The sequence below is a fragment of the Natrinema halophilum genome (assembly GCF_013402815.2).
In the GTDB taxonomy this organism is placed as follows: domain Archaea; phylum Halobacteriota; class Halobacteria; order Halobacteriales; family Natrialbaceae; genus Natrinema; species Natrinema halophilum.
The window spans coordinates 3,531,539-3,552,596 of the sequence record NZ_CP058601.1 but is presented as its reverse complement, the minus strand read 5'-3'; the positions used below and the strand labels follow the sequence as shown (position 1 = coordinate 3,552,596).

17 protein-coding genes are annotated in these 21,058 nt (G+C 63.5%); 9 read left to right on the top strand and 8 right to left on the bottom strand.

Annotated features, from left to right (window positions below):
• Nucleotides 1-84: 84 nt before the first annotated feature.
• Both HYG82_RS37855 and HYG82_RS37850 read left to right on the top strand, forming a co-directional pair.
• Nucleotides 85-417 carry a DUF7113 family protein gene (locus HYG82_RS37855; RefSeq protein WP_179262870.1) on the top strand — a complete coding sequence of 111 codons (333 nt, stop codon included), beginning with the start codon at nucleotides 85-87 and terminating at the stop codon, nucleotides 415-417.
• 162 nt (nucleotides 418-579) lie between these two features.
• The gene (locus HYG82_RS37850) at nucleotides 580-3,468 is read left to right on the top strand and encodes a PAS domain-containing protein (protein WP_179262868.1); all 2,889 of its coding nucleotides are present in this window, start codon (nucleotides 580-582) and stop codon (nucleotides 3,466-3,468) included.
• A gap of 72 nt (nucleotides 3,469-3,540) precedes the next feature.
• On the opposite strand, the gene HYG82_RS37845 is transcribed toward HYG82_RS37850, so the two are convergent.
• On the bottom strand, nucleotides 3,541-4,818 hold the full coding sequence (locus HYG82_RS37845) for a DNA double-strand break repair nuclease NurA (RefSeq protein ID WP_179262866.1): 1,278 nt from the start codon (nucleotides 4,816-4,818) through the stop codon (nucleotides 3,541-3,543).
• A 132-nt stretch (nucleotides 4,819-4,950) separates the two neighbouring features.
• On the opposite strand from HYG82_RS37845, the gene HYG82_RS37840 reads away from it, so the two are divergent.
• Nucleotides 4,951-5,214, top strand: a complete 264-nt coding sequence (locus HYG82_RS37840) for a hypothetical protein (protein ID WP_179262864.1) — start codon at nucleotides 4,951-4,953, stop codon at nucleotides 5,212-5,214.
• Nucleotides 5,215-5,382: 168 nt separating this feature from the next.
• Nucleotides 5,383-7,002 (top strand): 2,3-bisphosphoglycerate-independent phosphoglycerate mutase, encoded by a 1,620-nt coding sequence (gpmI, locus tag HYG82_RS37835; RefSeq protein ID WP_179262862.1) that lies wholly within the window; start codon nucleotides 5,383-5,385, stop codon nucleotides 7,000-7,002.
• A gap of 26 nt (nucleotides 7,003-7,028) precedes the next feature.
• On the opposite strand, the gene HYG82_RS37830 is transcribed toward gpmI, so the two are convergent.
• Nucleotides 7,029-8,552 carry an NAD(P)H-dependent oxidoreductase gene (locus tag HYG82_RS37830; RefSeq protein ID WP_179262860.1) on the bottom strand — a complete coding sequence of 508 codons (1,524 nt, stop codon included), beginning with the start codon at nucleotides 8,550-8,552 and terminating at the stop codon, nucleotides 7,029-7,031.
• A gap of 185 nt (nucleotides 8,553-8,737) precedes the next feature.
• On the opposite strand from HYG82_RS37830, the gene HYG82_RS37825 reads away from it, so the two are divergent.
• Nucleotides 8,738-10,555 (top strand): sensor histidine kinase, encoded by a 1,818-nt coding sequence (locus HYG82_RS37825; protein WP_235217738.1) that lies wholly within the window; start codon nucleotides 8,738-8,740, stop codon nucleotides 10,553-10,555.
• Nucleotides 10,556-10,614: 59 nt separating this feature from the next.
• Here the strand turns inward: HYG82_RS37825 and HYG82_RS37820 are convergent, their stop codons facing one another.
• Together HYG82_RS37820 and HYG82_RS37815 are read right to left on the bottom strand one after the other, a co-directional pair.
• Nucleotides 10,615-12,771 (bottom strand): alkaline phosphatase PhoX, encoded by a 2,157-nt coding sequence (locus tag HYG82_RS37820; protein ID WP_179262858.1) that lies wholly within the window; start codon nucleotides 12,769-12,771, stop codon nucleotides 10,615-10,617.
• 376 nt (nucleotides 12,772-13,147) lie between these two features.
• A complete protein-coding gene (locus HYG82_RS37815; RefSeq protein ID WP_179262856.1) occupies nucleotides 13,148-13,585 on the bottom strand; it encodes a hypothetical protein in 438 nt (145 codons plus the stop codon).
• A 440-nt stretch (nucleotides 13,586-14,025) separates the two neighbouring features.
• Between HYG82_RS37815 and HYG82_RS37810 the strand changes: the two genes are divergently transcribed.
• From HYG82_RS37810 to HYG82_RS37800, 3 genes are all read left to right on the top strand, one after another.
• Nucleotides 14,026-15,039, top strand: a complete 1,014-nt coding sequence (locus HYG82_RS37810; RefSeq protein ID WP_179264609.1) for a sodium:calcium antiporter — start codon at nucleotides 14,026-14,028, stop codon at nucleotides 15,037-15,039.
• Between the two features lie 111 nt (nucleotides 15,040-15,150).
• Nucleotides 15,151-16,443 (top strand): O-acetylhomoserine aminocarboxypropyltransferase/cysteine synthase family protein, encoded by a 1,293-nt coding sequence (locus HYG82_RS37805; RefSeq protein WP_179262854.1) that lies wholly within the window; start codon nucleotides 15,151-15,153, stop codon nucleotides 16,441-16,443.
• Between the two features lie 167 nt (nucleotides 16,444-16,610).
• Nucleotides 16,611-17,000, top strand: coding sequence for a DUF7522 family protein (locus tag HYG82_RS37800; RefSeq protein WP_179262852.1), 390 nt, complete (start codon nucleotides 16,611-16,613; stop codon nucleotides 16,998-17,000).
• Here HYG82_RS37800 and HYG82_RS37795 read toward each other — a convergent pair.
• A complete protein-coding gene (locus tag HYG82_RS37795; RefSeq protein WP_179262850.1) occupies nucleotides 16,978-17,187 on the bottom strand; it encodes a hypothetical protein in 210 nt (69 codons plus the stop codon). The two genes, HYG82_RS37800 and HYG82_RS37795, sit on opposite strands and share 23 nt — an antisense overlap.
• A 211-nt stretch (nucleotides 17,188-17,398) precedes the next feature.
• Between HYG82_RS37795 and HYG82_RS37790 the strand changes: the two genes are divergently transcribed.
• On the top strand, nucleotides 17,399-17,923 hold the full coding sequence (locus HYG82_RS37790; RefSeq protein WP_179262848.1) for a DUF5813 family protein: 525 nt from the start codon (nucleotides 17,399-17,401) through the stop codon (nucleotides 17,921-17,923).
• 46 nt (nucleotides 17,924-17,969) lie between these two features.
• On the opposite strand, the gene HYG82_RS37785 is transcribed toward HYG82_RS37790, so the two are convergent.
• The 3 genes from HYG82_RS37785 to HYG82_RS37775 all read right to left on the bottom strand — a co-directional run bounded on the left by HYG82_RS37785 (nucleotide 17,970) and on the right by HYG82_RS37775 (nucleotide 21,034).
• Complete coding sequence (locus tag HYG82_RS37785) at nucleotides 17,970-18,851, bottom strand: hypothetical protein (RefSeq protein ID WP_179262846.1); 882 nt, start codon at nucleotides 18,849-18,851, stop codon at nucleotides 17,970-17,972.
• Nucleotides 18,852-18,965: 114 nt separating this feature from the next.
• Nucleotides 18,966-20,018, bottom strand: coding sequence for a dipeptide epimerase (locus HYG82_RS37780; RefSeq protein WP_179262844.1), 1,053 nt, complete (start codon nucleotides 20,016-20,018; stop codon nucleotides 18,966-18,968).
• Complete coding sequence (locus HYG82_RS37775) at nucleotides 20,015-21,034, bottom strand: N-acetyltransferase DgcN family protein (protein ID WP_179262843.1); 1,020 nt, start codon at nucleotides 21,032-21,034, stop codon at nucleotides 20,015-20,017. The genes HYG82_RS37780 and HYG82_RS37775 overlap by 4 nt, the downstream gene beginning before the upstream one ends.
• Between the last annotated feature and the right edge of the window lie 24 nt (nucleotides 21,035-21,058).

The following is a 21,058-nucleotide window of genomic DNA, read 5'->3' as shown; positions in this document are numbered from 1 at the left end:
ACCCGGTGAACGTCGGGCGAATCGAGTCGCGTAATCCGGGTCCGTTCCACGACGTTTTTGCGTCCACGAGCCCTACAGCATCGTATGCTCATGGTACGCGGACGCGCGGGCGGGACTGAACTCACCGGGACGTTGTACGAACGGGGTGAGCGAGCCCCGACGTTCCGCGGTGCCCCGGACGAAGACGCCGCGTACGTCTGGGTCTGTGACGAGTTCTACGAGGTCGATAGTGGCGGAACGACACAGCTCGTCGACGGCCGCGAGGTCAATCTCGCGTTCGAGTCGCCCATGCCTCGCGGCTTCGATACCCGCAAACAGGCCCTCGAGGGCGCCAAGGAACACGTTCGAACGCAATTCGCCAGAATCGGAGTCGATCCCGAGGACGTGGCTGTCGAGGTCGAGAAAAACGACGCCTAATCGGGATCGGGATTGACGGATCCGTCGCCAGCGTCGAAGCCGAACGCGAGCGTTCTCGTTCGTGAAATAACACATATACTATTCTCCTACCCGAACGGATAATTGCGCCACGGTGACCTGTTCCCGCAGCCCTAAGTGATGTCTGGACGTTGAGAGCAATACATGTCCGGGCCACCGAGTTCAGTCGAACCACCCGATGTCGACCCGGAGCCGAGAGTTTTCGATCGTATCACCGACGCCGTTTTCGCACTCGATAACGCGTTTCAGTTCACCTACCTCAACGCGCGGGCCGAAGACCTCCTGGAAGCCGACGCCGAGGAGGTCGTCGGCGAACGAATCTGGGACGTGTATCCCGACGCCGAAGAGACGGCTATCTACGACATTTTCCACGACGCACTCGAGACGCAGCAGTCCGCCGAAAGCGAACTGTACTACGAACCGCTCGACATCTGGGTCAGTATGCGTGTCTATCCCTCCGAGAGCGGTCTATCCATCTATTTCCGCGATATTACCGAACAGCAGGAACACCAGCGAGAACTCGACTTCAGAACAGCGCTTCTGGAAGCAAAAGCGGAGACGACACTCGACGGACAGTTGGTAGTCGATCAGGACCGAACCGTCGTCCAGTACAACGAACGGTTCGTCGATATCTGGGATATCCCCGAAGCGGTCCTGGCGACACGGTCGGACGAATGCATCCTCGAGTACATTCTCGATGTCGTCGCTGATCCGGACGAGTTTCGTTCGACGGTCGAATACCTCTATGACAACCCGGAAGCGGAGAGCCGGGACGAAATTCACCTTACGGACGGGCGATGGCTCGATCGGTATTCCGCCCCGGTCATCGGCGAGAACGGGACCCACTACGGCCGACTCTGGGTGTATCGCGATATCACCGAGCGCAAACAACGCGAGCGCCGGCTTGCGACGCTGATGAACAACGTCCCCGGTATGGTCTATCGATGCCGGAACGAACCCGACTGGCCCATGGAGTTCGTCAGCAACGGGTGCCGGGAACTGACCGGCTACGACCCTGCCGCGCTGGAACGCGGCGAGCGCTCCTATGGAGAAGATATCATTTTCGAAGCGGACCGCGAGCAGCTCTGGGAAGACGTACAGGAGGGCCTCGAGGACGAGGAAGAATTTTTGGTGACATACCGCATCAAAACCGCCGACGAGAACGTTCGATGGGTCAGAGAACGCGGCCGGGCGATGTACGACGAAGCGGGAAACCTGGAGGTGCTCGAGGGAGTTATTATCGACGTCACCGAACGAAAACGTCTCGAAACTGAACTCGACGAAATTCTGGGGCGGGTGACCGACGCCTTCTACGCGCTCGACGAGGAATTCCGGTTTACACACGTCAACGAGCGAGCCGAGGAGTTGCTCCAGACCTCCGAAGACGAACTGCTCGGCGAGAAGTTATGGGAGCTGTACCCCGAAGCAGGCGAAATCGACGACATCAGGGATAGCTTTCAAACGGCGATGCGTCGCCAGGAACCCCAGAGTCTCGAACGCTACTACGAACCCCTGGATTTCTGGGTCGAGGCGAGTCTGTATCCGTCTGAGACGGGAGTTTCGGTGTACTTCCGCGACGTCACCGAGCGCAAGGAGCGAGAACAGGAGCTTCGAGAGTCCGAGCGACGGTACCGGACGCTCGTCGAGAACTTTCCGAACGGCGCCGTCGCGCTGGTCGACGACGATCTTCGCTACCAGACCGTCGGCGGAAACCCAATCGATATCGTCGGCCTCACGTCCGACGTGATCGAGAATCGGCCGATTCGGGACGCTATCCCGACAGCACTGGCCGACGAGGTCGCCCCCCGGTATCGGGCTGCACTCGACGGAGATGCAAGCACGTTCGAGATACGGTTCGAGGGCCGTACGTACAGATTCCATACCGTGCCGGTTCGAGACGACGACGGTGACGTGTTTGCCGCCCTCGGGATGTCCCAGGACATCACCGAACGCACGGAGGCCAAGCGCCGACTCGAACAGAGCGAGCGTCGGTACCGGACGCTCGTCGAGAATTTCCCCCACGGTGCTGTCGGGCTGTTCGACGAGAATCTGGAATACACCGCCCTCGGTGGGCAACTTCTGGACGACATCGACATCGCACCGGACGATCGGATCGGACGCAGCGTCTACGAGATCTATCCCGACGACCTCGTGGCTGAAATCGAACCGAACTTCCAGGCCGCACTCGAGGGGGAGAGAAACTCGTTCGAGACCGAGTTGCACGACCGTCACCTGTACGCCCATACCCTTCCAGTCAGGAACGCGGACGACGAAATCTTTGCAGGGATGCTCCTCGTACAGGACGTGACCGATCTCCGGGAGTACCAGCGACGGTTGGAAGAATCCAACGAGCGACTCGAACGGTTCGCCTACACCGTCTCTCACGATCTCCAGGAGCCACTGCGGATGGTCACGAGCTACCTGACGCTTCTCGAAAAGCGGTACGCCGATGAATTCGACGATGACGGCCGAGAGTTCATCGAATTCGCGGTCGACGCCGCCGAGCGGATGAAAGAAATGATCGACGGCTTGCTCGAGTACTCTCGGGTCGCGACCCGCGGGTCGCCCCTCGAACCGGTCGATCTCGAGCAAGTCGTCGACGAGGTTCTCGAAGACCTCCAGTTCCGAATCGACGACAGCAACGCGACAATCACGGTCGAGTCACTGCCCCGCGTCGAGGGTGACAGGAGTCAGCTACGACAGATCTTCCAGAACCTGCTCGACAATGCGATCGAATACAGCGGCGACGAACCGCCACGGATTCACGTCACTGCCGACCGTGATGGTGAACACTGGCAGCTCTCGGTTCGCGACGAGGGGGTCGGAATCGAACCCGAAAATCAGGACCGTATCTTCGAGATATTCCAGCGGCTCCACACCCGCGACGAGCATCCGGGGACGGGCATCGGGCTCGCACTCTGTGAGCAGATCGTCGAACGCCACGGCGGGGAGATGTGGGTCGAGTCCGAACCCGGTGACGGCGCGACGTTTGCGTTTACGCTTCAAGCCGCCGGTGACCGCGACCGGTCCTGAACGAACCGCCCGAACCGCCCGGGTCACAGTTCGGAATCGAGTCATCAGAGAAGCGGGGCACGATACCGACCGCTAGGAGGGCTGTTCGTCCCAGCGATGGTCGTCGTAGGTCCGATCCTGGGCCGCGTCGAATCGGTCCTCGAGGGTCTCGCGGAGCGACGCTTTCTCCGGGCTGGCGATTCGAGCCAGTTCGTCCGCTTTTTCGACGATTCTCGGCGGCCCGTGTGCGATGGCGACGTCCTGAAGCAGTTGCAACGTCAGCCGTTCTCGCGTGTCCGGGTCCTTCGTGAACGCGTAGGGGGCCTCGACGCGATAGAGCAAATCGTCGCGGGGATCGTAGACGACGAAAAAGGTGACTTCGTAGGCCTCGTGCTCGAGGTGTCGCTCGACGCCGAACGCATCGCCTTCGATCGACAGCGGTCGGTCGACGCCGCCGCGCGAACGGAACCAGTTCGTGTACGAAAGCGCCGACAGATCACGTTTCCAGCGCTCGCCGTCGACGTCGTCGACGTACTCACCGCGCTCGAGCAGGCGGGTAAACAGCGCCGAATCGTTGCTCCACGGAACGCTGACGTCGACGTCGCGTTTGGATTTCAGCGTACGTGTCAGGACCCGAGTCGCGGGGTTTTTGACGAATCCAACGAGCGGGACGTCCCGATCGACGAAGTCCTCGACGAGCCGGACGTAGTTCTCGAGGACGGTCGTGGGTCGCGGGTCGTCGAGCAGGAAATCGGCGAGGTCCGGGTGCTGGTCGGCCCAGCGCAGCAGCCCGCGTGGGTATAGCGGCCCGTCGAGGACGAGCAGGTCGGACACCTCGCCGGCGTGGTCGAGGGCGTGGGTGCTCTCCGCGAGGTACAGCGCCAGCGCGTGGACAACGCCCTCGGCGAATCGAGGCAGCGGCGGTATCTTGACCGCTCGGCTCCGGCTGTATCCGCCGTCGAATTTGCCCCACGTCTCGTCGACGGTCATCGTCTCGTCGTTCGAGTGGACCGTCATCACCGTTGTTCGCGACCGGTGAAGGTCGAGATCGCTCGGCGTCGTGCTCATCGCCGCCTGCGCAATATCGATTACGAGCCCGTTTTTGAACGACGTCGGATTGATCGTTCCCGCATCCAGGCCGTGTTCGGTCGGGTATTCGCGATCCTGGAGGGCGACAGCTTCGCAGTCGACGAGCCGTCGCGCTCGCTCGTCGACCGGCTCGAGGATCGTTCGACCGTCCTGAACCAGCGGGTCGAGAAACGACTCCCAGACGGTCTCGGCGAAGGCGCGGCGGTCGCGCTCGTCGGTCCCGTGGTCGATTCGCCTCGCGAGGCGCGCGATACCGTCGAAGTGGACCGGATCGAGCGTCATGGCGTCATGCTGAGAGGCACCGACCCGACCCGCAAAAAGCCAGTGGTCGCGGCGGCCGGGATGATAACTCGAAGGCGGGTAAATAACTATCAGAAAATGTATGTATGGGCGCATCGAGGCTACGATATCTCGATGTCCGAGCGAGAAATTCGGTCCGCCGAACGCGACGATCGTGCGGTCAATTGGCGACAGACCAGTTCCGGAGTCACCCTCTTCGAAGCGGGGAACTCCGAGGCCTGGATCCACGCGGAATTCCGGGCGGGCGTTGCTCCGGAAAAACGACTCTTCATGGTCTGCGACGAATGCGGTGCCGTTTTCGCACAGCGAAGCAAGCCCGGAAACGGAACCGTCTGTGGTGACTGCGGCGTGACGTTCGACCACTGCGGTGACGACTGACGACGCGACGACAGAACCGACTGTCGCGCTCGCCTGCACCGCTTCCGTTCCGTCCGTTCGAGTTCTCCGATAGAAATGAGAGCAATAATTCATTTCTGCCATGCAGGCCCGTTCTCGGCGGCGGCGAACAACGATAGTTAGTTACGACGTGCTCGTGTCCGATTTCACATGGACGCAGCGCTGATCGTCCTCGACGGCTGGGGTCTCGGAGACGGTGGCAGGGACGCGGTTGCGGCGGCCGAGACGCCCGTCTTCGACTGTCTCGCTGAATCGGGTGCGTACGGCACGCTCGAGGTTGCGGGCCGGCGCGTGGGTCTCCCGGACGGCCAAATGGGAAACAGCGAGGTCGGTCACCTCAATATCGGGGCCGGCCGGGTCGTCCATCAGGAGTACACCCGCATCTCGGACTCGATCGCGGACGGCTCGTTCCGGGAGAACGACGCGATAAACCGAGCGTTCGATCGAGCGCGCGAGAACGACGGCCGGGTTCACTTCCTCGGACTCGTCAGCGACGGCGGGGTCCACTCCGACCAGGCACACCTCCACGCACTGATCGAGATGGCGGCCGACCGCGACGTCGAGGCCGTCACCCACGCGATAACCGACGGCCGGGACACGTCGCCGACCGGCGGCCGCGAGTATCTGGCCACGCTCGAGGACGTTATCGCCGACCACGGCACCGGCGACGTGGCGACGGTCACCGGCCGGTACTACGCGATGGACCGCGACCAGAACTGGGAGCGGACAAAGCGAGCCTACGACGCCATCGTGAACCGCGAGGCCGACTGGACCGCCGAATCGGCCGTCGACGCGGTCGAGAAATCCTACGACCGCGACGTGTCTGACGAGTTCGTCGAGCCGACGCTCGTTACGGGCGAGGCCCACAGCAACTCGGAGAGCGAGCGGCGAAGCCGCGAGCAGGGACGGCCCGCCCTCGAGGACGGCGATTCGGTGGTCTGGTTCAACTTCCGCTCCGATCGCGCTCGGCAGTTGACGCGGATGCTGGCCGACATTCGACCCGCGGACTGGTCGGATACCTTCGAAACCAGCCCCCCGGACGTCGAGGTCGTGATGATGACCCAGTACGACAAGACGTTCGACCTCCCCGTCGCCTATCCGCCGAATCAGCCCGCACAGGTCCTCGGCGAGGTACTCGCCGACGCAGGCAAAACGCAACTCCGGATCGCCGAATCGGAGAAGTACGCGCACGTCACCTACTTCCTGAACGGGGGCCGGGAAGTCGAGTTCGACGGCGAGATCCGCGAAATCGTCGAGAGCCCCGACGTGCCGACCTACGACCTGCAACCCGAGATGAGCGCCCCCGAGGTAACCGACACAGCGATCGACGTCATCGAATCCGACGATCCGGACGTGCTCGTCCTCAACTACGCCAATCCGGACATGGTCGGCCATACCGGCGACTACGACGCCGCGATCGCGGCCGTCGAAGCCGTCGACGAACAGCTGGGCCGGCTCGTCGAAACGCTCGAGAACGCCGGCGCACACGTCCTGATCACCGCCGATCACGGCAACGCAGACGACATGGGAACGGAAGACGATCCGCATACGGCGCATACGTACAACGACGTTCCGCTGATCTACCTCGCTCCGAGAGCGAGGTCCCAACGCGACCTCGGAAACGCGAACGGTGAAACCGTACGCGGCGGGACCGACGGCGGTCGGACGGTTCGCGAAGGCGGCACGCTCGCGGACGTTGCGCCCACAATCCTCGAGACGATCGACCTCGCCCAACCGCCCGAGATGACCGGCGAGTCGCTGCTCGAGTAGTCGATTCGGAACTCCCCGAAGCGGATTCACGAGAGGTTGAGCAACGGAACGGCGCCGAACCAGAGCAGGTACCCGAGCGAGGCTGCCATCATCCCGTCGATGCGCGTCGGTTCCGTCTGTCCTCGCAAACGGGTCTGAAGGAGCCAGACCAGCCCGAGCGCGTGCGGAACGGTGAGAGCGACGAGCGGGCCGTATGCACCTCCGGCCACGTCGAACGCGGCCCAGACGACCGCGGCCAGACTGGCCAGTATCGCGGCCGCCATCGCGACCCTCGCTGCCCCGTCGACACCGGCGCGAACGGCCACCGTCTCCTTTCCGGCCGCGCTATCGGCGGCGCGGTCGGGAACGCCTGCTAGCGTTATCGACGGCAGGATAGCCAACAGGAACGGGATGGAGAGCAACCACGGACGCGGATCGGCCCACGCGCCGCCCTGGACGAGAAATCCGCACAGCAACACGCCGACGCTGTGGGTGACGGCGACGTCCAGTTCCCCGAGCGTTCGGTAGGACAGTTCCAGCGGCGGTATCGTGTATCCGAGCGCCAGGGTGCTCAGGAGCACCATCGCCGCAGCCACGGCGTACTGTGAACCGGTTCCGGCGGCAAGGACGGACGCGCCGAACGCGACGGCCCCTGCGACCGAGACGACGATCCCTCGCCGCAGATCGTCGAATCCCAGTTCGCCGTCGACGAGGACGCGTGAGCCGCCGGTGAACGGTCCAGCGAAGGCGTTCTCGCGATCGGATGGATAGTCGACGTACTCGTTGCTTAGCACCGTCGCCGCTTCGAGAGAGAAGAGGAAGCCGAACCCCAACCAGTACGCGGTGGACGAGAACACGCCACTCGCACCCGACGCCGCCATCGCGCCGATCGTGTACGCCGCCCACGACATCGGATAAAACTGCAACCGGAGGGCTTTCGCCCACGACCTCACCCGACGTCGGATGCGCCTCCGCCGAGGCTCCGGCCCGACGGCGAGTCGCCGACCCAACCGGGTCGTTTTCTCGAGCCACCCCTCGCGTTCGTCTGGCGTCGACGACTCGACTGGCCCGAAGTTCGTTACCCGCGTCGTTCTAATCCCGGCAAACCCCAGCGTCGCGCGCTTGACGGCGTTGTGGCCCGGCTGGCGATAGATCCAGCGATATACCCACGGCGGCACGTCCATCGTGACGATCAGTTCGGCAGTTTTGTCGTCAAGCAGTTTCTCGTGACCCGCCCCCTCGCCGTCGTCGTAAAACGAGAACGCGAAGCCGGATGTAAACGTGCGGTCGAAAAACCCCTTGAGCCGCGCCGGCATGGTCCCCCACCAGTTCGGATAGACGAAGACGAGGTGATCCGCCCAGCGAATCCGCGCTCTGGCTTCGACGAGGTCGGATTCCAACTCCTGGTCGTCGGGCGTCTCCGCGCGAACGTCCGGGTCGAACTCGAGATCGGCGACGGCGAGTTCTCGAACGTCCGTCCCCGCATCGAGTGCTCCGTCGCGATAGGCCTCGGCGAGTGCGCCGCACAAACTATCGGTTCGCGGATGGCCGAGGACGATACAGACGTTCATGACCCACTCGGAACGTCTTCTCGTTACGGCGTCCCGACCTAAAAGACGCGGCCTGGGGAAGCAGCCGTTTGATCACGGCGGTCGGTTTCGTGCGTCCGCGACCAGCCTCTATACAATCCACCGGCTCCATCGAGCGCGGTCTCCGCTCACCGATCCCCGCGTTTCTCGGCGGTCTCCGCCCGTCTGTGACCGAGATCGACGGGCCATCGGACCACAAACCGAAGTCACTGTACTCGAACGCTGAGTACGATGGGGCAGTTCCATGGCCAGCAGCCGGATCACTCCTCTCCGGGGTCGGAACGGTCCTGTTACTCCGATATCTTCGACGACACCGCGGGAAACCGGGTGCAAACTGGTTTCTGCTCGTGCTCGTGGCGCAGGCCCTGTGGTGTCTCTCCTACGGCGTCTCGTTGTTCGTCGACGATCCGACGCTCAGGGTAGCCCTCGAGATGCTGACCTGGATCGGCATCGTCTGGACCGGTGTGCCGTTTCTGGCCTTCGGCCTCGAGTACACCGGCCGCGGTTCGCTCGTCCGCACGCCGTGGTTCGGTGCGCTCCTCACCGTCCCTGCGATTACGACGGTGCTCGTCGTGACGAACCCGCTTCACGAAATCGTCTGGAACAACTTCCGAATCGACCCGATCTTCGGTGCGGCGACAGTAGCGTACGATCTCAACGCCTGGGCTTTCTTCGCGATTTCGCTCGGGATGGTGGCCGCACCGTCCGGCACGCTACTCCGTTTCGATACGGTCGTGAGCTACGGGCCGCTCTATCGTACAGAAGCGCTCGCCGTCGGCCTCAGCACCCTCCCGCCGGGTATCGCCGTGCTCGCCTGGCTCCTGAAAATCGAACCGATCCCGCCGCAGCTAACCCTCGCTGCGGTCATGTTTCTGCCTCACGTCGCCCTCGACGCCTACGCGTTCGTCGGCGGCGGCATGTTCACGTACAGCCCCTCCGTCCGTCGCAGGGCCGATCAGTCCGCGGTCGACGCCCTCGAGAATCCGTTTCTCGCCGTCGGTACGGACGAACGGATCGTCGACTGTAACCCGGCGGCCGAGTCCCTGTTCGACGTTGCGGCGTCGGACGTTCTCGGCGACCCGCTCGAGGAAGTAACCGGCTCGACGCTCGACAGGCTCTCCGAGATGGTGGTCGTTCCGGACACTGTCGGCGGAACTCGCCGAGAGCTCGCCGTCTCGACGTCGGAACTTCGTGACGGTTCGGGCCGGATCGTCGGCCACACCGTCCTGTTGCAGGACAGTACCGAGCAACGGCGACGCGAGCAGCGACTCGAGATTCTGAATCGTGTGTTGCGCCACAACCTCCGGAACGATCTGACCGCCGCCCGGGGCTACGTCTCTATCGCCGCCGACCGAGCCGACGGCGACCTCGCATCGATGCTCGCGAGAGTTCACGACGACGTCGAGGGCGTCCTCGAGCTGAGCGAGAAAGCCCGCGCGTTCGAACGCGCGATCGAATCCGCGTCCCAGTCGCCGGACTCCTTCTCGGCCCTGGCCGCGTTGAGGTCGGTCGCGGCCGAACTCGAAGCCGAAGCGGAGGGACGGGTCGACGTGTCAGTTCCCGCCGACCTCTCGATACGATCGAACCGCGAACTGTTCGAACTCGCGTTCGAAAACCTCATCGAGAACGGGCTTACCCACAACGACGCGGACGATCCATGCGTGACGATCGGCCTCGAACGCATCACGGACGATCGGAAAGCCGTGTTTACCGTCCGCGATAACGGGCCCGGGAGTCCGGACCACGAACTCGCCGTCCTCGAGCGCGGGGAGGAAACGGCCCTCCAACACGGCAGCGGACTTGGTCTGTGGATCGTTTCGTGGTCCGTCACCGCCCTCGGCGGCGACCTCGAGTTCGATACGGACGCGGACGGCACGAGTGTTACTGTTCGCTGTTCCGTCGTCGAACCGGAATCCGAAGAGATGGCGGAGATGGCGGGGATGGCAGAGATGGCGGGGATGGCGGGGATGGCAGAGATGACCTAAACGGGAGAGATGGCCCGAAACCACCGTGTTCGAGAGTCGGCTCCGGTATCTCCGTCGTCTCAGTCGGCTCCGGTATCTCCGTCATCCCCTTGTCCCTGGACGTCAGCTCTCCCACGAGCGCGTCCGTCTCCCGGTCGATCGGCGTCGTTCCATCGCTGGCCGCAGCCGCGTCCGGAGACGTCATTTTCCGCGGGCTCGTACACGTAGAGACAGTCGTTGCTATAAGACCGGCCGAACTGATCCGCATCCTCACAGCAGAGGACGCGACCGTCGTCCATCACGGAGACGTTGTCGACGTTGATGAGCGCGTCGTCCGCAACGTCGGCCGGGTCGCTCGCGTCCGGTCCCACGATAACCGGCTCGAGCGTCGAGACGTTGAAATCGCCCTCGAGTTCGGCGCGGTAGACGACCCCGCCGTCGACCCGTTCGATCCGAACGTCGCCCGCGTCTTCGTAGCCCTCCTCGTTGGACATGTCGTCGTTGAGTTCCGAAATGGCGAAGTAGACCGGGTCTCCCGGGCCGGCACCGTCGACGCTGTCGACGCCTTCGGCCTTGTTGAACTCGATGGACGCACCGACCTCCTTTGCCGCCGCCCGCGTCTCGAGGAACGGAACGCGACGGAGTTCCGTCGAAACGCCGTCGGGTCCCTCCTCTTCCCACTGCTCCGCCCAGCGAACGATCTCCTCATCGCTGATGTAGTCCCGGTTCCCGTTCTCGACGACCTCCCTGTCGGCCTCCTCGAGCGCGGTTTCGAAGTCGTCCTCCCAGTCGGTCTCCGCGTGACTCTCGAGGTAATCCTCCTGGGTGACGCCGTCGTACTCGGCGATCCACGCTTCGACCTCCCTGTTGGTCGCGTGGCCCAGTTTCAGCCACTCGATCTCGAGGTCGACCGCCGCCGTCGGAAGCTCGCGCGCGGCCTCCTCGTTGGTTACCGTCGGTGCGTAAAGGGTGCCGGCGAGATCCATCGGATCGTCGTAACAGTCGATCGATCTGTCGGCGACGAATTTATAGATCCCTTTGCTGTCCCCGTCGGAGCAGCCGTAGACCGTCTTCCTGTCGGACTGGATATCCGGAGATTCCCAGGCGGCCCGCCCCATTACGTAGTACTTCACGGGCTGTGGCGGGTCGGCCGTCGGCTCGCGGACGTCGATGTGGTAGCCGTACCGGTATGGGTTCGGGTAGACGTCGGTGATAGGTCGCGTCGTGGTGCCGTCGGATCCCTGGTCGACGGGGTCGGCACCGAGGTAGTACGCGAGGAATTCGACGCCGGTCATCGCCCAGAACCCCTGGACGCCCCAGGAGTCGTCGTAGTAGTCCTCGACGGCGCTCTGAATCTCCGACGGGTTCGGTCTGTTCCAGAACTCGTGGGCACCGCGAAGCCCCTTCCCCGTTCCAGCCTCCAGAACGTCGCTCACCGTTGCGGCGAGCGATACCCGCGGGTGGGCGTAGTTCTCCTCGGAGGAGATCATCGTGTTCCACGGACTCAGATCGCCGTAACAGTTGATGCGCGTCCCACCGAGTTCGCGCATCGGCTCCGTGTTAGCGAGGTTGATGGCGTTCTCGAGGTCGGCGTCCCACTCGCCCTCGTCGGTGCGCCGGATCGGAAGTCGCGAGACGTTTCCGGGACTGTTCTCCCAGTTCGTGAAGAGAAATCCCTCGGTTCCCGCGTCGTTCGTGGCGACGAACTGGTTGCAGTCGGGATTGTACGCCGCGTCACCGTACTGTGTGCCGGCGAACTCGTTCGTCGTGATGTTCTTCCCATCGGGCGTCTGTACGACGCCGAGTTCTTCGGTTCCGCCGTTTATCGCTTCGTGTGCCCGTGCGAGGAACGTGAACTCGCCGTTCGAACCCCGGACCGTCTCCCGTTCCGCGTTCGATTGCGGCGTCGACAGTTCGTCGAAGTCGTCGTTGCTCCCGTCGAACTGGAATCGAAAGCCACTGAAGTACCCGATACCCGCTTCGTCGTACGGGGCTGAGTTCTCTCGGCTCGGGTGCTGAAGGCTATACAACAGCGACCCGTCTGCGAACACGATCGGACCCGTTACCTCCGCACCGCGTGCGGTCGACGAGAATCGCTTCAGTTCGCCTTTTACGTGCGGCGCCAGGGGCGTATCGGGGTCGGCCGGTCCGTCCCCGGTCGCTATGCCGGTTACGCTCGCGCCCAGTGCCGCAGCCACCGATGCTTCCATCAGGTTCCGCCGATTTAACTCGACCATCGATTCGATACTCGCGTATCGACATATTGGCGGTTTATATTTGTGATATATACGTGTAACTCACTGTTCGGAGACTACTCGACTCTATGTAGCCCTCTGTCGATTTCCATCCCGATATCAGGCCGACAATCGACGATCAAATCTTGGCCCGAAAGCCGTCCCTCTCGTGGCGGGTGCCATACGGCTGAACACGGTTTTCGGCGAACCGAGGATGGAACTCGGACCGTCCGACCACTCCGGCGTAAGCCGATCACTCGATGGGGGTACCACCGATTCGGACGACCGGCGGGACCACGTGAGCAAATGCGGTGGCCGGTGGAACCGTCGGAGAGCACCGGGTCCCGCACGCTCATCTGAGTCGAACGGCTCGAGTAATCTACTTCGGCGACGCGATGCCCCGCTCGACCGCGTTCGATCGGATTTCCCGGGAGCGTTGACGAACGGAGGCTACGTACCGCTCGATTTTCGGGGGCTTCTTGCCGTAGAACGATGCGACCCAGTTCAGGTCCGTACCGGGCATGGTCAGGAAATACGCAGCGAGCGTATCACGCCCCGCCTGGATAACTTCCGGTGGGACGCCCCGTTGGCCGGTTCCGTCCTCCTGGAAGCCGTTCGTGTCGAAGTAGACGTCGGCGTACAGCGTGGCGGTCTCCGGATCCGCGAACGTCATCGGCGTGTGCTGGGGTGCATCGAACCGATACCGCGGTTCCTCGCCTTCGGGCTGCGTAACTTCGAGAATTCGGACGTCCAAAACGTAGTCTTCGTAGACCGATTCTGCTTCTTCGGTCGATTGCTGCGGCGTTGAGTAGGGCATTGGTTGTCGACGTCGATCGGCGACGGGCCGGTGGAGGCCCCCGAGCGTACCGACGTACGACGATTCCACGTCCGCGGCGGGTATGTGTGTTGCTAATAGCAGTACATTTTATCGGGGATCGGTCCCGAGTAGTATTGAGACGGTTTCCGCTCCCATCGTCGTCTCCGATCGTCCGCGTTTCAATGTGTGATCGCCACAGCCGAAAGGCGGGATAGTAACCGATCCGGAGCGCCGGTAGCCGACTCCTGGGGAATCCGCGAGATTCGGCAGACGGTGGCTATCACACGTCGGTACGGGGGAGCTATCAAACGGCTGGATGTGGACGAACGAGACGTGAGAACCGACGGAGACGTCACTCGAGGAACCGCCGCGCCACGGGGCGACTGCGAGGAATGGCCGCTGTCGGCGCTGGCGAGTGGGCGGGTTGCATCGAACTGATCATGATCGAAATCGCTGGGCTGCTAGCCCTCGCTGCCGTCGGAGCCGGGATCGTCTGGTTCGGTAGCATCCGGCTCGAGGACGCGGCGAACGACATCGCAGCGGGCTACGGGCTGCCGACGGTCGTTCAGGGAGCAGTAATCGCCGCAGTGGGCTCGAGCATGCCCGAACTGGTGAGCGTGTTGCTCGCGACGCTTGTCCACGGCGAGTTCGAACTCGGCGTGGGTTCGATCGTCGGCTCCGCGGTGTTCAACCTGCTCGCGATCCCGGGCATGGCCGTGGTCATAGGCGGTGGCATCGACACGACGCGGGAACTCGTCTACAAGGAAGCGCTGTTTTACATGCTCGCGGTCGCGTCGCTGCTGTTGACGTTCTCGCTCGCAGTCATCTACAATCCGGTCACCGCGGCCGATGGACTCATACGTGGAGCAGTCTCCCGGCCGCTCGCTCTCTTCCCTGTCGCCCTGTACGGGCTCTACATCTTCACCCAGTATCTCGACGTCGCCGACGAAGGGCGAGTAGTGGACGAGTCGGTGGATATGGGACGCGCCTGGCTCTGGTTCGGCGTCGGACTCGTCACGATCGTCATCGGCGTCGAAGGCCTCGTTCGGTCGGCGGTCGGTCTCGGGGAGGCGTTCGGGACGCCGGCGTTTCTCTGGGGTATGACTGTTGTCGCCGCGGGCTCGAGCCTGCCCGACACGTTCGTCAGCATCGCGGCCGCCCAGGCAGACCGGCCGACGGTTACGCTGGCGAACGTTCTCGGGAGCAACACCTTCGACTTACTCATCTGCGTCCCGGCCGGCGTCCTCGCCGCCGGCACGTTGACGGTGAATTTTGCCTACATCGTCCCGATGATGAGCTTTCTGGTCTTCGCGACCATCGTGTTTTTCGGGATTTCGCGGACCGAAATGCGTCTCTCCCGACGCGAAGCGTGGACGTTGCTCGGGCTGTACACGGCGTTCGTTTGTTGGTTGGTTCTCGAGAGTCTCCGTGTGGTCACCGTCATCGAGTTCTGATTGCGGAAAACGCTGTGCGAAACCAGTGGCAATCTTGTTTGGAGATGGTTGGCCCCAATCAGCGGGCGCTTGTCTAGTGGTTTTAGGAGGGCTGGATGCAACGGCGCAGGTATGAGCGACGATTCCAGCGGCGACGATCACCGATTCGCAACGAACAGCGTCCACGCCGGCCAAGAGCCCGATCCGACCACGGGCGCTCGCGCGCCACCGATCTACCAGACCACGTCCTACGAGTTCGACGACACGGATCACGCCGCCGCGCTGTTCGGACTCGAGGAGTTCGGGAACATCTACTCCCGGATCATGAACCCGACCAACGCGATGCTCGAAGAGCGTATCGCGACCCTCGAGGGCGGCGTCGCTGCGCTGGCCACGTCCTCCGGGATGGCCGCGTTCGACCTCGCGACCTTCATCCTCGCAGAGGTCGGCGACAACATCGTTTCGTCGTCCTCGCTGTACGGCGGTACCTACACCTACCTCACCCACACCGTCGAGAAACGAGGGATCGAGACGAAGTTCGTCGATACGCTGGACTACGACGCCTACGAGGAGGCCATCGACGACGACACCGCGTTCGTCCACCTCGAGACGATCGGCAACCCCGCGCTCGTGACGCCGGACATCGAGCGAATCGCCGACATCGCCCACGACCACGACGTACCGCTGTTCGTCGACAACACCTTCGCGACGCCGTATCTCTGCCGACCGCTCGAGCACGGCGCGGACCTCGTCTGGAACTCGACGACCAAGTGGATTCACGGCGCGGGCTCGACGGTCGGCGGCATCCTGGTCGACGGCGGTTCGTTCCCCTGGGAGGAGGGCGACTACCCCGAGATCACCGAGCCGAATCCGGCCTATCACGGCGTTAACTTCCGCGAGACGTTCGGCGACATGGCCTTCGCGCTCGTCGCTCGCACCCGCGGTCTGCGCGACCTGGGGAACCAGCAAGCGCCCTTCGACGCCTGGACCACCCTGCAGAAACTCGAATCGCTTCCGCTCCGGATGGAAAAACACTGCGACAACGCCATGGCCGTCGCAGAACACCTCGAGGATCACTCAGCCGTCGACTGGGTCAACTACCCCGGCCTCGAGAGCCACGAGACCCACGAGGAGGCCACCGAGTACCTCGAGGGCGGCTACGGCGGCATGATCACCTTCGGACTCGAGGACGGCTACGACGCCGCGGAAACGGTCTGTAACGAGGTCGAACTCACGAGCATGCTGGCGAACGTCGGCGACGCGAAGACGCTGATCATTCACCCCGCGAGCACGACTCACCAGCAACTCACCGAGGAGGAGAAACTGGCGAGCGGCGTCACCGATGATCTCGTCCGCCTCTCGGTGGGGATCGAAGACGTCGACGACGTGATCGCCGACCTCGACCGGGCGATCGAGCAGGCGTAACTCCCAGAGCGATCGAGCAGGCGTAACTCCCAGAGCGATCGAGCAAGCGTAACTCGTGAATCGACTGTGCCCACGGCGGGAGTACCGCTGCCTCCGTCGGCCCCAGTACTTTCAATTCGTGTTGAATAGCCCGCGTCGTTAAGGTCGCCGAGTCCGACTGCTCTGGTATGGCGACAGGGCTACTCACGTCGGAGGCGTCGGAACAGATCGTTACGACCTGTCGAACGGCAATCGGCGACAGCCTTCGTTCGGTCACGTACTTTACGCGCGACGACTACGAGCAGATGTATCTTCGCGAGGACTTAGAGCGCGATGCCGACCTCGCGACGTTCATCGGCCACGAGTGGCGCGGGTTCAAGACCACCCAGACGGCCTACGAGGGGTCAGAACTCGGCGCATACGATTACACGATCCGAGTGTTCGAAAACGGATTTCTGGTTCGCGTTACGAACGACCGCGAAGGCGTCTTCGTTACGACGGACGGCCTCACGGTCAAGGATTTCGAAGAAGTCGCAACGGCACTCGATTCGTTCCTTAGCGAGCGCGAGATTTCCTGACGGGGTCGGCCTCCTCGCTCGAGCAGCCGCGGTCACCGTCGTCTGCAGGTTGCTCGTCTTCCTCGTCCGCTTGCTCCGCCACGCCGTCTTCTCGCCTGCCGATCGGCAAACCGGAGCCGTACTCGTCGTCCGTTCCGAGGAGGCGAGCGAACCGACGACGTTCCGCCGCGTGTCTGTCTAAACTCATGCCCCGGATGGAGGACTGATTCCCTTGTTGTAATGCAGGTCTTTTTCGGTCGAAACGCGGTACTTCCCTCGTGAAACGATCACCGCACCGTCCGGTGATTTCCCCCCGCTGAAACAGTTTCTGTCGGATGTATTTCCAGTTACGGTGACCCGTCTTCACGGCTTCCGAAACAACGCAACACCCTTTTTCGCCACGCTCGTTGTGTTCCTCAATGACCGACCTTCCGGGACCCATTGAACGCGAACTCGAGTCCCACGGCGCGTTCACCCGAACCGGCGGCGACTACGACCTCACGACCACCGTCTTCGAGACGACCGTCACGGCCGACGACGCCGAGGGAAAACGCGACGGCCGATTCAGCGTGACGGTCGTTCTCCCGTCGCTCGACGCCGCCGTGGCCGACGAAATCGTTGCGGGCGTCGTCGAGGACGGCTGGTTCGAAACCCTCGAACGCCGCTTGCAGGACGTTTTCGGCGTCGCCCAGACGAGTACCCACGCCGAACCCGCCGTCGAACGCGACGACGACGAGGTTCGGGTCCGTCTCGAGTACACCGCCTGGGACGCAGCCGAGGGCGTCGAAGACGCCAAAGCCCTGATCGAGTTCGTCGAGGGCACGTACGCGCAGGGGATAATCCCCGGGTACGAGTATCGCGGACCGGCGGCGACCTTGCTCGAGAACGCCCAGAATCGTGGACGACAGGCCACGGACGACGACGACGGCGGTATGCCGATGTAACGTCCCGGCGTCCTTGGGACCGTCCCCGTATCGGGCGGACCCGTCGTTATGAGTGGCCCGGAGCGAGATCCAAGATGTCGCTCGGGGAGAAATCGTCGGGCGTCAGTTCGGGGACGAGATCGTCCGGCAGAACGTCCCATCCGAGTTCGTCTTCGCCGGGCGCGGCGTCGGTATCGAAGCCGGGACCGTCGGCGGGTTGGCGGTCGCGATACGCCGCCGGTGGCGCATCGTGGGCGTAGACGCTTTCCGGATGGTCGACGGACCAGACGTGAAGCATACAGGGTGTTCGACAGGGGAAGTCGAGAGCATTTGCCGCGAAGTCCCGCTCATAGGCTTGCCTGTAGTACCACCATGCGAACCGGCCTGGCAAGCCGGTATGAGCGTGCCACGGCGAGCACCGACCCGTAGATTCGTCCGCTTCGTATACGGCCGGTGGCTCGACTGGCTCTCCGTCTCTCGTCGCGATGAACATGACGCCGATCGACCGCCACGATTCGTTGTCGACGAGAACCGACTCCGGGCGATCGGGATCGAGCACCGCTGCGTCGCCGATACGATCGGGGCTGAGCCAGTGCGACCAGCCGTCGTCGCCACCCTCGAGGGTGTCGAAGTACGGCTTGTATCCCGCGTCGATCAGCGTTCCGACGTCCGGGTATCGATCCTCGAGCGTCTGCGTCACCGCCGATCTGAGATCGTTCGTCGCCGGAGACTCGTCCGTACATCCTCCCGACGTCGTCCCTTTGCAATCCGTCATTCCCGGCTCGAGCGTGGCGTCCGGGCAATCCAGATCGATCGCCCGAGCGACGTGGCGCTCTGAGTCGTCCCCGGCGCCGCGCGCGCTTCCCACGGACGACAGCGAAGCCGCTCCTGCGGATGCTCGTAACAGCGACCGACGAGAGACGTTCAGCCCGTCAGTACCGTCATGCATACCAGCAGTTCCACACCGAACGTCGATATGAAACCCCGTTGCCTGTCGCAGTGACAGTCCAGGATCCTGATCGCTCTGCAGGCGTGTCGCCGCGAAACGTCGTCTGAATCGCCGTCAGTCGAACTCCGCCTCGAGGACGGCACCCGTTCCCGGACGGTCGAGGGCGGCGAGATCGATCCGGCCGTTCGGCATCGAAACGCCGTCGACAGGATCGTCGGCCAGCAGCAGCGAGCCGTCGAGATCGGCGTAGTCGAGCAGCGGCGCGAGATGACAGGCCGCGGCGATCGAGGCGTTCGATTCGGTCATACAACCGCACAGTACGTCGAGGCCGTGTGCCCGGGCGGCGTGGATCAGTCGCTTCGCCTCGAGCAGGCCGCCGCACTTCATCAGTTTCAGATTCGCGATGTCGCACCGGTCCGCGATTCGGGGGACGTCCGCGAGCGTCACGCAGGACTCGTCGGCGGCGATCGGGAGGGTGGAGCGGTCGAAGACGTATTTCAGCCCCTGCGGGTCGTCGGCGGGAACCGGCTGCTCGACGACCGCCACGTCGAACGCGGCCAGCCGATCGATTTTCCGGAGCGCTTCGCGTGGTGACCAGGCCTCGTTCGCGTCGACGAAAAGCCGCACGTCCGGCGCGACCGATCGGATCGTCCGGACGATCTCGAGATCCCGATCAGTTCCGAGCTTGACTTTCAGTGTCCCGTATCCCCGTTCGATGGCAGTTTCGGTCTTTTCGCGCATCGTCTCGTCGTCGTCGAGGCCGATCGTGTACGATGTTTCGAGCGTCTCCGCGGGATCGAGCCCCCAGTACCGGTAGAGCGGAACGTCGAGACGCTTCGCGACGAGATCGTGGAGGGCGATGCTCACCGCCGCACGAGCGCTCGGATTTCGCCGGACCGTTTCTCGGAGTCGCCGCTCGAGTCGCTCGAGTTGGTGGGGATCGCCGACGTCTTCGACGACCGCGAGCAACTCGGGCATGACGGACGAGACGGTCGCAGCGGTTTCCCCGTAGTGTGACGACGGCGACGCAGCCCCGAGACCGGACGTGTCGTCGCCGTCGGTGATCCGAACCAGGACGACCTCGGTCGCGGTCGTCGTTCCGCGGGCGATTCCGAACGGGAACTCGAGCGGGAGCGAACGACGTTCGAAGGCGGTCTCGAGCGTCATCGAATCAGCGCCTCGAGCACTGCATCGGTTCCAAAGCGGAGCACGTCGGTTGCGGGTGCGTCGAGCGAGTCGGCATAGTCGTCGACCGCCTGGCGAGCCGCTGGGTCCTCGAGACCGGCAGTGTTGAGCGCACCGGCGACGACCCGACTCGCCGCCACGGGTTCGGCGAGGCGCTCATAGAGGTCGACGTACGTCGGAATCGTCGGCAGCGCGAACGACTCGTACCCGTGGATCGCCTCGCGGCCGGCCTCGTGACAGAGGACGAGTCGGTCCGCCATCGATCCGTGGAGAATCCCGCAGGTAACAGCCGAATACGCCGGATGGACGATACTCCCCTGCCCTTCGACGAACAGGTAGTCGTGATCGGCTCCCCTCTCGAGGATCATCGACTCGACCGCGCCCGCAGCGAAGTCGCCGATGACGCGATCGATCGGGATACCCCAGTCCTCGATCAGGATTCCCGTCTGGCCGGTCGGAATCACGGCGGCGTCGTACCCGGACTCGCGTGCGGCCCGGGCGAGTTCCATGGTCGTCGTCATCTTCCCGACCGAGCAGTCGGTGCCGACAGTGAGGATCACCTCGGCGTCGCCGTCGCCGGCAACCCCCTCGCTGACCGTGAGATCGTCCGGCGGCTTTCTGACGTCGCGCAACTCGCAATCGTGGTCGGCTGCCAGACGAGCGAATTCGTCGTCCTCGCCGAGAAAGTAGTGGAGCCCCGAGATGACGTCGCACCCGTATTCGAGTGCCGTTCGGACGTCGTCGCGCCAGGTTTCGTCGAAATCGCCACCGATCGGGGCGATGCCGATCAGCAGGGCATCGACGGCGTCGGGCTCTATGTCGGCCATGCTGGCAACGATCCGGGCGTCCTGAACGTCGGGGACGAAGTCGGAGACGCGACGACCGGCGTTCGAGCGGTCGAGAACGGCGACAACGTCGTGGTCTGCATATCTGAGGACGCCGAGAGCCGTTTTTGCCCGGTCGGGAAATCTCTCGTGGGCGAGAATCGCAACGCGCATACCGGAGTATCGTCGAGCGATCAC

Excerpts from the sequence above, each read along its gene's own strand:
- HYG82_RS37795 (WP_179262850.1), bottom strand. The coding sequence starts at position 17,187 with ATGAGTTTAGACAGACACGCGGCGGAACGTCGTCGGTTCGCTCGCCTC.
- HYG82_RS37845 (WP_179262866.1), bottom strand. The coding sequence starts at position 4,818 with ATGACGCTCGATCCGGTCCACTTCGACGGTATCGCGCGCCTCGCGAGG.
- HYG82_RS37805 (WP_179262854.1), top strand. The coding sequence starts at position 15,151 with ATGAGCGACGATTCCAGCGGCGACGATCACCGATTCGCAACGAACAGC.
- HYG82_RS37840 (WP_179262864.1), top strand. The coding sequence starts at position 4,951 with ATGTCCGAGCGAGAAATTCGGTCCGCCGAACGCGACGATCGTGCGGTC.
- HYG82_RS37785 (WP_179262846.1), bottom strand. The coding sequence starts at position 18,851 with ATGCATGACGGTACTGACGGGCTGAACGTCTCTCGTCGGTCGCTGTTA.
- HYG82_RS37775 (WP_179262843.1), bottom strand. The coding sequence starts at position 21,034 with ATGCGCGTTGCGATTCTCGCCCACGAGAGATTTCCCGACCGGGCAAAA.
- HYG82_RS37830 (WP_179262860.1), bottom strand. The coding sequence starts at position 8,552 with ATGAACGTCTGTATCGTCCTCGGCCATCCGCGAACCGATAGTTTGTGC.
- HYG82_RS37780 (WP_179262844.1), bottom strand. The coding sequence starts at position 20,018 with ATGACGCTCGAGACCGCCTTCGAACGTCGTTCGCTCCCGCTCGAGTTC.
- HYG82_RS37810 (WP_179264609.1), top strand. The coding sequence starts at position 14,026 with ATGATCGAAATCGCTGGGCTGCTAGCCCTCGCTGCCGTCGGAGCCGGG.
- gpmI (WP_179262862.1), top strand. The coding sequence starts at position 5,383 with ATGGACGCAGCGCTGATCGTCCTCGACGGCTGGGGTCTCGGAGACGGT.
- HYG82_RS37800 (WP_179262852.1), top strand. The coding sequence starts at position 16,611 with ATGGCGACAGGGCTACTCACGTCGGAGGCGTCGGAACAGATCGTTACG.
- HYG82_RS37790 (WP_179262848.1), top strand. The coding sequence starts at position 17,399 with ATGACCGACCTTCCGGGACCCATTGAACGCGAACTCGAGTCCCACGGC.
- HYG82_RS37850 (WP_179262868.1), top strand. The coding sequence starts at position 580 with ATGTCCGGGCCACCGAGTTCAGTCGAACCACCCGATGTCGACCCGGAG.
- HYG82_RS37815 (WP_179262856.1), bottom strand. The coding sequence starts at position 13,585 with ATGCCCTACTCAACGCCGCAGCAATCGACCGAAGAAGCAGAATCGGTC.
- HYG82_RS37820 (WP_179262858.1), bottom strand. The coding sequence starts at position 12,771 with ATGGTCGAGTTAAATCGGCGGAACCTGATGGAAGCATCGGTGGCTGCG.
- HYG82_RS37855 (WP_179262870.1), top strand. The coding sequence starts at position 85 with ATGCTCATGGTACGCGGACGCGCGGGCGGGACTGAACTCACCGGGACG.